This window comes from Larkinella sp. C7, assembly GCF_006149005.1.
Lineage (GTDB): Bacteria > Bacteroidota > Bacteroidia > Cytophagales > Spirosomataceae > Larkinella.
The window spans coordinates 121308-134556 of the sequence record NZ_VBSL01000002.1 but is presented as its reverse complement, the minus strand read 5'-3'; the positions used below and the strand labels follow the sequence as shown (position 1 = coordinate 134556).

10 protein-coding genes and 1 other RNA gene are annotated in these 13249 nt (G+C 52.3%); 10 read left to right on the top strand and 1 reads right to left on the bottom strand.

What is annotated here, in order from left to right:
• Positions 1-79: 79 nt before the first annotated feature.
• From fabG to trmD, 10 genes are all read left to right on the top strand, one after another.
• Positions 80-826, top strand: a complete 747-nt coding sequence (gene fabG, locus FH871_RS05650; RefSeq protein ID WP_138990377.1) for a 3-oxoacyl-[acyl-carrier-protein] reductase — start codon at positions 80-82, stop codon at positions 824-826.
• Positions 827-920: 94 nt separating this feature from the next.
• On the top strand, positions 921-3005 hold the full coding sequence (locus tag FH871_RS05645; protein WP_138990376.1) for a vWA domain-containing protein: 2085 nt from the start codon (positions 921-923) through the stop codon (positions 3003-3005).
• On the top strand, positions 2992-3954 hold the full coding sequence (locus FH871_RS05640; RefSeq protein WP_138990375.1) for a DUF2279 domain-containing protein: 963 nt from the start codon (positions 2992-2994) through the stop codon (positions 3952-3954). Before FH871_RS05645 ends, FH871_RS05640 begins: the two co-directional genes overlap by 14 nt.
• Positions 3955-3969: 15 nt before the next feature.
• Positions 3970-4983, top strand: coding sequence for a Smr/MutS family protein (locus tag FH871_RS05635; protein ID WP_138990374.1), 1014 nt, complete (start codon positions 3970-3972; stop codon positions 4981-4983).
• Between the two features lie 16 nt (positions 4984-4999).
• On the top strand, positions 5000-6400 hold the full coding sequence (locus tag FH871_RS05630; RefSeq protein ID WP_306439228.1) for a DUF4403 family protein: 1401 nt from the start codon (positions 5000-5002) through the stop codon (positions 6398-6400).
• A gap of 125 nt (positions 6401-6525) precedes the next feature.
• Positions 6526-6980: RNase P RNA component class A (gene rnpB, locus FH871_RS05625), an RNA gene on the top strand.
• Between the two features lie 108 nt (positions 6981-7088).
• A complete protein-coding gene (locus FH871_RS05620) occupies positions 7089-8636 on the top strand; it encodes an OmpA family protein (RefSeq protein WP_229312067.1) in 1548 nt (515 codons plus the stop codon).
• 273 nt (positions 8637-8909) lie between these two features.
• Positions 8910-9644 carry a 30S ribosomal protein S16 gene (locus FH871_RS05615; protein ID WP_138990372.1) on the top strand — a complete coding sequence of 245 codons (735 nt, stop codon included), beginning with the start codon at positions 8910-8912 and terminating at the stop codon, positions 9642-9644.
• A gap of 123 nt (positions 9645-9767) precedes the next feature.
• Positions 9768-10358 carry a ribosome maturation factor RimM gene (gene rimM, locus FH871_RS05610; RefSeq protein WP_138990371.1) on the top strand — a complete coding sequence of 197 codons (591 nt, stop codon included), beginning with the start codon at positions 9768-9770 and terminating at the stop codon, positions 10356-10358.
• Complete coding sequence (gene trmD, locus FH871_RS05605) at positions 10348-11022, top strand: tRNA (guanosine(37)-N1)-methyltransferase TrmD (RefSeq protein ID WP_138990370.1); 675 nt, start codon at positions 10348-10350, stop codon at positions 11020-11022. Before rimM ends, trmD begins: the two co-directional genes overlap by 11 nt.
• A gap of 21 nt (positions 11023-11043) precedes the next feature.
• Here trmD and FH871_RS05600 read toward each other — a convergent pair whose 3' ends face one another.
• Positions 11044-13236, bottom strand: coding sequence for a transglycosylase domain-containing protein (locus tag FH871_RS05600; RefSeq protein ID WP_138990369.1), 2193 nt, complete (start codon positions 13234-13236; stop codon positions 11044-11046).
• Positions 13237-13249: the final 13 nt, after the last annotated feature.

Below are 13249 nucleotides of genomic sequence, written 5' to 3'. Positions count from 1 at the left end.
AAAAGTAGTCGGATGATCGAATATATACTACTATTTTTGCGGCCAATCTTACAAAGCCTCGTTACTTACATTTTACTCCATGAGTTTACTTCAAGGAAAAGTTGCATTGATAACCGGAGCCTCCAGGGGCATCGGTCGGGCCATTGCCATTCGTTTTGCCCAGGAGGGCGCCGATATCGCGTTTACGTACCTCTCCAGCGTTGAAAAAGGGCAGGCGCTGGAAGCCGAACTGGCGGCTTTTGGGGTCAGGGTAAAGGGCTATCGTTCCGATGCTTCGGATTACAAAGCCGCCGAAGAACTGGCGAACCAGATCATTACCGACTTTGGCACCATTGATGCCGTTGTCAACAATGCCGGCATTACCCGCGACGGCCTGCTGATGCGGATGAGCGAAGAACAATGGGATGTCGTTATCAACGTTAATCTTAAGTCAGTCTTTAACCTGACCAAAGCCGTGATCAAACCGATGATGAAAGCCAAAAAAGGCTCCATCATCAACCTGACCTCCGTGGTCGGGATTCGGGGTAACGCTGGTCAGGCCAATTATGCCGCTTCCAAAGCCGGTATAATCGGGTTTACCAAATCGGTCGCGCTGGAACTGGGTTCCCGCAACATTCGTTCGAATGCCATTGCACCCGGTTTTATCGAAACCGAAATGACCGGCGAAATCAACGAAAAAGCCGTAGAAGAATGGAAGCAGTCGATCCCGCTCCGGCGCGGTGGACAACCGGAAGAAGTTGCCGACTGCGCCGTTTTCCTGGCTTCCGACCTTTCCCGCTACATCACCGGCCAGGTGCTGCAGGTGGACGGGGGAATGCTTACTTAATATTTAGTTAAGAGTGATGAGTGAAGAGTGATGAGTTGGCTAACGCACGCTTTTTAGCTCTTAATTCATAACTCTTAACTCATAACTCAAAAAGATGCGCTCCGAACTTTATTTCCAATCGTCTCCCTGGTGGTTGCTGCTGTGTCTGGCGGTGGGAGCAGCCTATGCGTTTGCGTTGTATCAGCGGAATTCCGGATGGAGCCAGCGGATGAATCTCTCCCTGGCCGCGTTCCGGTTTCTGGTGGTCAGCACCGTGTGTTTTCTGCTGCTCAATCCGCTGATTCGCAGTACGCAGACCATCACCGAAAAACCGAAAGTGGTTCTGGCGATTGATAATTCGGAGTCGATGATGGTGGGCGGAAGACCCCAACTCGACCGCGCCCTCGAAGCCGCCAACCAACTGCGCGAGCGGCTGACGAGCGACGACATCGACGTTTCGGTGCAAACACTGGGCGACAGCCTGGTAACCGGTGACCTGAAAACGATTCCGTTCACCCAGCGAACCACCGACTTGTCGAACCTGCTGGGTGGCATTCGGAATGCCTACGAAGGCCGGAACCTGACCGACGTGGTGCTGATTTCGGACGGTATTGCCAACCAGGGGCTTTCGCCAACGTTTGGGCGGTATAATTTTGCCCTGCACACCGTGGGCGTGGGCGACACCATTCCGAAGCGCGATGTACAACTGAAAGACGCCGTTGCCAACAAAATCGCCTACCTCGGCAACCAGTTTCCGATTCAGGCCGATGTGGTCAGCTACGGTTTTCAGGGCCGTAGCGGAACCGTGGTGTTGCGGCAGAACGGCAAGGAACTGAGTCGGCAAACCGTCAATTTCAGCCAGGCCGAAACCTTTCAGCAACTGACTTTTCAGGCGTTTTCGAACCAGAAGGGCATGCAGCATTACGTCGTCGAAGTGCTGCCCCAGGACGGCGAATTTACGCCCCGCAACAACCGCCGGGATGTGTATATCGACATCATCGACGGCAAGGAGAAAATCCTGCTGCTGGCCCTGAGTCCGCACCCGGACGTGAAAGCCCTACGCAGCATTATTGAGAAAAACCAGAACTACGAGCTCGACATCCGCATTCTGAACGGCGGAACCGCCGAGATTCCCGATAAAGTCTACGATCTGGTGATTCTTCATCAACTGCCGGATAACCAGAATGCCGGTGCTTCCGTGGTGCAGCGCGTCATGCAAAAAAATACGCCCCTGCTGTTCATCCTGGGGACTCAGTCGGGCCTGCAATCGTTTAACGGCCTGAATCCGGTGGTTCAGGTGGTGGCGGGTGGTGGCCAGACCGACAAGGTAACTGGGCGGTTTAATCCCGATTTCCGGCAACTGAACCTGGATGCGCAGAAACTGACCCTGCTGGATCGACTGCCGCCCATGCTGGTTCCGTTCGGCGACTACAAACTGTCGCCGGGTAGTGAAGTGGTGCTGTGGCAGCAGGTTGGAAGCGTTCGGACGAGCAAACCGTTGTTGGCCATTAACATCACAACGCCACGCAAAGCCGCCGTTCTGGCGGGGGAGGGATTTTGGGAATGGCGTCTCGAAGAGTTTGCCCTGACCGACAACCAGGCCGTGGTGGACGAGCTGATCCAGAAGGTGATGCAATTGGTTTCGATCAAGGAAGACCGCCGGAAACTGCGGGTGTATCCGATTCGGAACGAATTTCTGGCGGGCGAGAAAGTGACGTTCGAGACCGAGATGTACAACGACATTTACGAAAAGCTGTTCGATCGGCCGGTTCGGCTGGAAATCACCAACGAGCGGGCGGTTCCGCGGAGTTTTAACTATACACCGACCGGCAGCAATTCCCGGTTTGAGGTGAGCAATTTGCCGGAGGGCGTGTATCGTTTCCGCGCCACAGCCTCACTCAACGGCCGGACGGAAACCGCCAGTGGCGAATTCATCGTGCGGGAGCAGCAGTTTGAAGCCATCAACACCACCGCCGACCATATGATGCTCCGGCAGCTGGCACAGCAAACCGGTGGCCGTTTCTACAATGCGTCGACGCTGGCATCGCTGGCGGATGATCTGGTGAAGAACAAACCACCCGGACGGCTGAGCAGCAATGAAGAACTGAACGAACTCATCAATTTACGTTGGTTGTTTTTCCTGATCGTCATTCTGATCAGTGCCGAGTGGGGATTGCGCAAATATCATGGAGCGTATTAGAAAGCATGAAGCTGGAGGAAGCAACGGAATGGGGAAAAGAAGGCGACACGTCTGGATGGGCATTGTGTTCTTTTCGCTCTTTCATTTTTCCATTTCCCCGTCTTTTGCGCAGGACACGACCAGCCTGAGGTCGACTGAACCCTGCTACCGTTGCCGTCTCCGGAATTTGCTCATTGCCGAAACCGTCGTCTACGGGAGTACCATTTACGGCCTGAGTCGGGCCTGGTATGACAACCCGCTGACCAATTTTCAATTTTTTAACGACAACCGGGAGTGGCTGCAAATCGACAAGGTGGGCCACATGGTGACGGCCTACCAGATTGCCCGCGTTTCGGCACAGGCGTATCGCTGGGCGGGTTTGTCGGATCGGAAAGCGGCTATTTATGCCGGGATTACTGGTCTGGTCTTCCAGACACCCATCGAAATCCTGGACGGTTTTTCGCCCGAATACGGTTTTTCGGTGGGGGACATGATTGCCAATATGGCAGGCCCCGCGTTGTATACGGGACAATACCTGACCTGGGGTGAACTGCGGATTCAGCCGAAATTTTCGTTTCACAACACCGCGTTGGCGAAAGTGCGGCCAAACTTGCTGGGCAGTCGCTGGAATGAGCGGTGGCTGAAAGATTATAACGGGCAAACGTATTGGTTATCGATTAATCCGTCGACCTTTGCCCGGCGGGACTCAAAATTGCCCAAATGGCTGAATATTGCCGTGGGGTATGGGATTCAGGATATGGTCGCAGCGGAAACGTCAAAAAGCATCGAGCTAGGGTACAGGCCCTACCGGCAGTATTACCTGTCGCTGGACCTTGATTTTACCCGGATACCCACCCGAAAAAAAGGCTTGAAAACGTTGTTCTTTTTGTTGAATACGCTGAAAATGCCCGCACCGACGCTGGAATACAATGGTCGGAACGGTTTTCAGTTTCATGCGTTATACTTTTAGTAGAGTACATTAGCTATGAATATTGGTGATAAAGTGCGCATGTTGCGGGCGAAGGAACAGGGGGTCGTTACGCGCTTCCTGCCCGGCAATCAGGTAGAAATTGAAATTGAAGACGGTTTTCGGATTCCGGTTTTGCGGTCGGAGATCGTGGTGGTGTCGGCCCTGGAATCAATGCGGTTTCAGTCCGCTCCCGGTATCGAAGCCCAGAAACCGGCGAAACCCGAAATTATCAGCAGTGCAGGCATTTACCTGGCTTTTGTTCCACAAAATGGCCCCGGTAACCTGAAAATAGTTGTTGCCTATCTGGTGAACAATACCGACTGGGATTTGCCCTTTTCCATTGGTGAAGAACGCGAAAACCGCTATTCGGGTCTCTATGCGGAAGTACTGAAAGCGCGCTCCTTTTTTAAACTGGGCCAGCCGTATGCGCTGGCCACCTTCGAGAACTGGCCGACTTTTTTGGTTCAGGCGCTCTGGCACCGGCGTGGTGCCGTTTCGTTACGCGAACCATTGATCCGGCGACTCAAGTGCCGCACGCAGTCGTTTCAGGCCAATAGTGGCCCGATTCCGGTGTTGAACCAGACGGGTCATGTTTTTCAGCTTGATGTGGAGGATATCGAGGAAGAAAAACCGGTTACGAAGGAAGCGGCCAAACCGCTGGATGCCACGGCTCTGCGCGAAAGTTTGATGGGAAATACCGGGAAAAAGGAACTGTCGGCCCAGGAACCGGCTAAGTTGGTAAGGCCGTCGTCGATCATCGACTTGCACATTGATAAACTGCTGCCCAACGGATTTGGAAGCCGAACCAATGCCGAGTTACTGGAGGTTCAGCTTCAGGAGTTCGAGAAAAATTTGGAAAAAGCGATTGCCAGCGGCATGGACGACATTACGTTTATTCACGGGGTTGGCAACGGCGTTTTGCGAAACGAACTCCATCGGCGACTTGGCAAATACCCCGGCGTTGCCTATTTTGAAGATGCTCAGAAGGAAAAATTTGGCTACGGTGCGACCAAGGTTAAGATTAAATAAAATTATTTTTACTACATTGACCCGATTCCTGAGTCTACTGCTGGTTTTTCTGGCAGTACAGGCTTGCAAACACACCGCTACGACAAATCCGAAGGCGCCGAAAGCCGCCTATTCGGTAACCAAAATGGAGGTACAGAACGACAAGTTTTTATCGACTGTAAATATTCCTGTATCCATTGCGCTGACCGACGTCGAGCGGCAGATCAACAGTCAGGTAAACGGCCTGGTGTATGAAGACAATAGCCTGACCGACAACGACGACGATCAGTTTATGACCAAAGTCTGGAAGCGGGCTCCCATCCAGGTGACGGCGCAGGATAGTCTCTTTTTCTTTCAGGTTCCGCTGAAAATCTGGGCCAAAGCCGGGATGTCCGTGCTGGGCTTTACAAAATACCAGGAGACGGAATTTGAGCTGAACCTTAAATTTGCCACCCGGTTTTCCATCAGCAAGGATTGGACCGCCAGCACCCAGACCACCGCTCAGGGCTACGACTGGGTGAAAAAACCGGCCTTAAAAATTGCGGGTTTCGACGTTCCGGTAACCAACATCGTAGGACGGCTCATCGATAAGAACTTGGGCAAGATCACCAAAGCCCTCGATGAACAGATCCATAAGCAAATCGATCTTCGAACCCCGGTGCTGACGGCCTGGAATACCATCCGCCAGCCTTACCTGGTTTCCGAAAAATACCGCACCTGGTTGCTGGTAGTTCCCAAACGCATTCTAATCACGCCTTTTCGGTTTGAAAAGGGAGCCATTCGGTCGACAATTGGCATCGAAGGGTATACCTTGACCCAGACCGGAGCCAAACCTGATGTGCGACCGGCAGTTACTATTCCGGAATTAATCGTTACAAAAGACATCCCCGATCAGTTTCGCATCGGTTTGCTCAGCGAAGCGACTTACGCCGAAGCAGCGAAGGTGGTTTCGGACGAATTTGTGGGGCAGTCCTACGAATTTCGAGACGGACGTTACAAGATTACGATCCGGGGCATCGAGTTGTACGGACAAAACAACAATTTAATCATCAAAGCCACGCTGGAAGGCAGCATCAACGGCGCTATTTATCTGCGGGGACAACCTTTTTATGACCAGCAGACCCGGACGATCTCGTTGCGGGACCTGCATTATGACCTGGACACAAAAAATATCCTGTATAAAACGGCGAGTTGGTTATTACAGGGTAGCTTTGCACGCACGTTGGAAAAACAACTGACGATTCCGGTCGGCAGCCAAATTGATGAAGCCAGAAAGTCGCTTCAGGCCCGATTAACGAACAATCAAATCACAAAGGGAGTTATTATCAACGGGAAGCTCGAACAAGTATCGCCGGATCAGGTTTACTTGACACAGGAATCGATGCTGGCGGTCGTATATGCGTCCGGTCGAATCAATTTGAAGGTCGAAGGATTATAGTTAAACCCGGATTGATGCATCTTTTTTGGCAATAGGCTCGAAAAATTTGCAGTTTTTCGATACCAGGTTTTTAAAGAACCTAAGTATTTATAGATTTGCGGTAATCACGGAATGGCAACCAACGCGAGGTAAATTGTCTTATCGCTCCGGAACGGTTTACCGAACCGGGGAGGAAAGTCCGGACAGCACAGAGTACCATACTTCCTAACGGGAAGGCAGGTGGTGGAAGGCGCTCGCGCTGACGGCCATTTGACAGAAAGTGCCACAGAAAACGAACCGCCGTCGCTGCGTTTAGTTTCTAAACGAATCGACGGTAAGGGTGAAAAGGTGGGGTAAGAGCCCACCGCCCGACTGGTGACAGCCGGGGCAGGGTAAACCTTATGGGCTGAAAGATCAAATAGGCATCAGAATGGGGGCGACTCGTTCCCGTAGTTTTGGCCCCGGTCGAAATGATGCTGATGCGGGTAGATCGATAGAGTTCCGGAGTGATTCGGAATCGAGATAAATGATAAGAACCCGAAGAGGGTTGTTTCGGCAATCTGATCGGAGACAGAATCCGGCTTATAGATTTACTTCGCGGAAAGTTGCCGATGAATGAAAAAGAGTAGTTTTTAAACGGTCCGCCGTAGCGCCGGCTTGCCGAGCGATTGTTCTACGTTAAAGGCTTATGAATTAAACCTGAGTTCTCATGAAGAAAATTTCCATTTTCGCTTCTCTGACGCTTCTGTTACTGACGCAAGCTGTCGGGTATGCCCAAACTGACACCACCACCCGTTCCTCGGCCGGAACATCGAACCGTAATCGCTCCTACGAAGGCGACTACAAAATGAACACCTGGTCAGTGACCGTCACACCTGCGCTCACCCGTTTCTTTGGCGACCTGGACAATTACGGTTTTTACAAAGGATTCCCGCAAAAAGGGCCTAACACCAAAACCACCGGTGCGCTTGGCGTGTCGATCAACAAACAGCTTAGCCATCTTTTTGGGGCCTCGGCCGATTTCCACATCGGCTCGCTGCGGGGGTCGAAACAGTCACTCTACAATGCTTCGTTCCGTTCAAATTTCCTGCAGGGAACGCTGAACGCCAACGTCAACATGAAATCACTGCTGTTTGGAACCCGCAAGCTGAAACGCTGGAAATGGGATCTGCACGCCGGGGCCGGTTTGATGTGGTTCGATACCCGGGTGTATGACCTGACCACCGGCGAAATGATCCGGTATAGCAACGACCGGCGCGACTACAGTTCCGTTACCCAGGGAAAATGGGAAAGTGACGGTTCCGTTTATACCCGTGAGTTCGTTTTCCCGCTGGGATCGGCACTGCATTATGAACTGACGTCGCGGCTGGACATCGGCCTTGATGCAACCTTGTATATGGTCAATACCGAGAAACTGGATATGACCGTCGGAGGAGTTGATAACTCGAAAGCGGGTAACGTGTACGGTTGGAGACGGGGTGACTCCGGTTTGGACAAATGGGCTGGTCTGGGCCTGTCACTGACCTACAAGATTGGGAAAGATGCGGTTCGGGTTGGAAAAGATGGTGTGTATGACCCTGCGAAAGGCCGTTACCACCTGCGTTGGGCCGATCCGAAAGATCTGCTGAAAGAACCCTACAACCCAACGATGAACGATGCGGATTCGATTGCCAAAGCCAACATGCCAAAACCGGTCGATCCCCGTCTGTATACGGATACGGATAACGACGGTGTTGCCGACCTGTTTGACAAAGAGCCCGCTACGCCAGCCGGAAGTATCGTATCCGGTGCCGGGGTTGCCATGAACCTGGACAGCATCATCAGTTCGATCCTGCGCGGAAAATTCGCCCCGGAATGCGAAGCCCTGTTTAGTAACATCGAATTCGATACCGATAAAGCGACGATTCGGCCGGCTTCGCAGGACATCATGAAGAAGGTGGTTGAATTGTTGAACCTGAAAACCAACTGCGGTATCATCCTCGTTGGACACGCCGATTACCGGGCTTCTTATGGGTACAACATACAATTGTCGAAACGTCGGGTGGATGCAGCCAAGCGGTATTTGACCCGTGCCGGTTTGACCGACCCAAGCCGGGTGACGGTCGAGTATTACGGTGAGTATCGACCGATTGCGCCAAACACATCGGGAGATAATCTCCAGCGAAACCGTCGGGTCGAAATCAAGATTGTGCCGATGAACATGCTCCGGTCTCCGTACCAGTCCGGTCAACGGTTCGACTCAAGAGAACCGAGATAATATTTGAAATCAAGTATGCAAAACCCCGGCATTTGTCGGGGTTTTGTTGTTTTGTAGGTAATGATAAATGTAAAATGAGGAACGTTAAATGTAAAAGTAGGATGGAACGTTTAAAACACTTTTACATTTGACGCTCCTCATTTTACATTTATCATTTTCTGATTTTGCCCCTCTGTTTCAAGAAAAAAATTAGTACCTTTGCACCCTAATTCTACTGAAGGACGGCCTCACTTTTGTGAGCCAACCGTATCCCTCAGAAAACAAACCAATAAAATGGCAGTTAAAATCCGTTTATCGCGTCGGGGACGCAAAAAACTGGCTATTTACGACATCGTTGTAGCCGATGCCAGAGCACCACGTGATGGTAGCTTTATTGAAAAAATCGGTTCGTACAACCCGAACACTGATCCGTCTACCGTGGTCCTGAAAAGCGACCGGGCTGTAGATTGGCTGATGAAAGGGGCACAACCGACCGATACGGCCCGTTCAATTTTGTCACACGAAGGCGTGATGTTGAAAAAACACCTGCAAGTAGGTGTCATCAAAGGCGCCATCTCGCAAGAACAGGCAGATGCTAAGTTCGAAGACTGGAAAGAAGGCAAAGAAGGCCGGAAGCAAGGCAGTGCCGACACCAAATCCCAACTGAAAGCCGACGCCAAAAAGGCCCGCCTGGAAGCTGAGAAAAAAGTGAACGAAGCGCGTGCGCTGGCTATTGCCAAGAAAAACGTGGTTGAAGAACCCGTTGTTGAGGCACCGGAAGTGGTTGAAGAAGCTGAAGTGGAAGCACCGGTTGCCGAAGCCGCCGTTGAAGCACCAGCCGCTGAACCCGTAGCCGAAGCCGCTCCGGTTGAAGCACCTGCTGTTGAACCTGTTGCTGAAGCCGCTCCGGTTGCTGAACCCGTAGCTGAAGCCGCACCGGTTGTTGAAGCCCCTGCTGCTGAAGCACCGGTTGCCGAAGCACCAGTCGCCGATGAAAAACCCGCTGATGAGGGTGAAGCAAAGGCTTAGTATTTCGTAAGAAATTTGAGTTGACAACTGATGGAAGTCTGTTTCTTGAAATGGAATTCTGTCAGTTGTTGTTTTATATAGACCTATCCCGAGCCATCGGCGGGATGCAAAACGTTGTAAGTCGTGACCAAAGACGATTGTTTTCAATTAGGAAAAATAACGAAAACGCACGGGGTTCGGGGCGAACTGGTGTTCTTTCTGGATGTCGATATGCCGGAACTCTACGCCGAAATGGATTCCGTTCTGATCGAAGTGAAAGGCGATCTGGTTCCGTATTTTATCGAGTCGATTTCGGTAAACCGCAACCGGGGTATCGTGGCACTGGAAGGCGTGGAGACGATTGAAGAAGCGCAGAAGCTGGTGAACTGTGACTTGTTTTTACCCCTCGACAACCTGGACGAACTGGATGAAGGGCAGTTTTATTTCCACGAAATTGTCGGTTTTCTGGTTCGGGACGAAAAACTGGGCGATCTCGGAACGGTTCGTACCGTATACAATGTGGCTCCCCAGAATTTAATTTCGATGGATTACCAGGGCAAGGAAGTCCTGATTCCGGTGAATGACGAACTGACTCCCTCCGCGGATAAAGTACACAAAATCCTGCACGTTCGACTGCCGGATGGCCTGGTCGATATTTACCTCGAAGAACCATCCGCTAAAATCGGGAAGAAAACCAACGAAGACGACGAAGAGGAATTGCTTGATGAGGATTGATATTTTAACCTGCCTGCCCCGCTTGCTGGACAGTTTCTTTGCACATTCCATTTTGCAACGTGCCCAGCAGGGCGGTTTTGTGGAAGTGGTTGTTCATGACCTGCGCGATTATACGCTCGACAAACACCGGCGGGTCGACGACTATGCCTTTGGGGGCGGGGCCGGCATGGTGATGTCCATCGAACCCATTGCCCGCTGCATCCGTACCCTCCAAAGTGAACGTTCCTACGATGAAGTGATCTATGTGACGCCCGACGGCGAGCGGTTTGAGCAACGTATGGCCAACCGGCTTTCGTTAGTTCGGAACCTGATCATCTTGTGTGGCCACTACAAAGGCGTCGATGAGCGGGTTCGGGAGCTGTTTATTACCAAAGAAATCAGTGTGGGAGATTATGTGCTGTCGGGGGGAGAACTCCCCGCTGCGGTTATTTCCGACGCCATCATCCGCTTGTTGCCCGGCGTTCTGAACGACGAAACCTCGGCCCTGACGGATTCTTTTCAGGATGATTTGCTGGCTCCTCCCGTCTATACCCGCCCGGCCGAATTTGAAGGGCATACGGTGCCCGACATCCTGCTCTCAGGCCACGAAGCAAAGATCAACGAATGGCGGTTTGAAAAAGCCCTGGAGCGGACCAAACAGCGTCGCCCGGACTTGCTGTCCTGAAACCGGGCGACAGGCGTTGGCTCACTGCGACGGCGGATTGTTTTCCTGGGCTTCTTTTTCCTTTCGCCGTTGTTCCCGCCGTTCCTTGCGCAATTGCCGACGCGATTTCGGGATTGAATCGGTTTGAACGGCGGCTCCCTTGGCGGGTTCCTGCTCGGGCGTGACTACTTCAGGCTCGGCCCGGTCGCGTCCTAAAACCCGGCGGAAGAAATCGTTGATGCCGTTGGCGGCTTCGTCCGTTTCTTCTTCCGGCATCATCAGCGAGTCGATTTCGATGGAGTCGACCGGCGCCACTTCCTGCCGCAATCCTTCCCGCAGTCGCACACCGTAGAATCCATACGCCGTTGTGTCATAGGGGGTCAATCCCCGCGAAGCCATGATCCGGCCAATCAGCCTGAAATAACCCCGCAAATACGTTCTGACAGATCCATCCGGATAAAACCGGCTCAGGGTGGCTTTCGGCGAAGGAACGACGTATGATAAAAGAATGCTTTCACCAATGTCGAGATTGGACGGACTTTTGGCAAAATAATACCGCGACGCTTCCCCAATACCGTAGATGTTTCGACCCCACTCGATGAAGTTGAGGTAAATTTCGTACATCCGTTCTTTGCTGATAATGCGCTGGTTTTCAATGAGCCACACGATCAGGATTTCTTCGGCTTTCCGGGAAAGCGTTTTATTTCGATTCAAAAACGCATTTTTCACGAACTGCATCGAAATGGTGCTGGCCCCGCGTTTGAACTTTTTGGTTTTAAAGTTGGTTGCCAGCGACACCCGAAACGCTTTCTCGTTGAAACCGTTGTGGGTGAAAAAGTTGTAATCCTCCGCCGTCAGAATGGCATTGCGCAGGTTGGGCGAAATGGCGTTGAGGGGCGTGAAATCCGGGTTGGCGGGGCCGACGATGAACTTGCGCACCAGCTTGTCTTTTTCGTAGACCTCATGCTCAAACGGTTTGTTGACCCGACTGAAATCCTCCTTCCCAAATTTCAGAATCTTGAACTGATCCGGGGTCAGGCTGGAGTTGAACTGCACCGAATCGGGGAGGGAGCTGTCGAGGTGAAGCACCGCATCATATTTCAGTTTGCCGGCAACCTTCATGCCTTCCAGCGATTCAAAAAGGCCCTGCGGAAAGGCATCGAACAGATCCTGTGCGTCGAGCGGGTCGGTGTGAATTTGAACGTCGTAGATTTTGACGGGCGAAACCGTGTATTTGATGAAAGGCCGGGCTTTGGCTTTTCCGAGGTAAATGGTGGAGGAACTGTCGATTCCGATGTAATTCTCCCCAAAAAAAAGATTGGCGTCCATGGCGGCCCGTTCCACCACCACATCGCCCAGCGCCACGGCCGGGTGATTGATGCGCAGATTCCGAACGGCTCCGGCGCCTTCGATCTTGAACTCACCGCCGGAACTGGCCACATCGCGGAGTTCGGCCCGCAGCGTATCGGCCTGCAGTTTCAACTTGAAGCGTTGTTCCAGATACGGTAATTCGAGCGGTTTTCCGTCGGCGTAGAGGGCCACGTTGGCTTCCTGATCCGAGGCCGCTACCGTGCCCATCAGGTGCCAGACCGACTCGTTGCCGTTGATCCGAATGGTCGACGTCAGTTCTTCGTCGTCAATGGTGGCGGTTTCTGTCAGAAAGCTCAGTTGACGGTCGTCGTCGGTCAGCCGAAGTTCCAGATTCTGAATGTCCATGTTGTCCGGAATCTTGGCCAGCAGGTTATCGACCAGATTTTCGGCCACGTCCGCCAGATCGACCCGGCGCGTGCTGGTTTCGGTATCACTGGCCGAAGCCGTCGAATCCTTTTTCTGTGATTTGAGCAGAAAGTCGATGTTGGAAGTGCTGTCCCGCCGGACGATGTGGGCGAGGCCATTTTGCAGGGTGAGGGACGAAACCGCTACCCGACCAAACAAAAGCGGCCAGATGCTGACCCCAACTTCCGTTTTGCCGACCCGCAGCAGACTGTCGCGCGAATCCGGTACGACGGTGATATTGGAAAACGCCACGGTTGATAAGCCCGTAAATTGGGCTTTCCCAATGGTAACGGTCAGGTTATAGTCCCGCTTCGCTTTCCGGATGCCTCTGGCGAGCCCTTCTTTCAGCAGTGCTTCCCGTTTGGTGTAGATAATACCGGCTCCAATGGCCCCCAGAACAAAAAATCCCAGCAGCACCCAGCCTGAAATAATCAGTATACGTTTTTTATTGACTTGCATTGTAAGCTAGTAA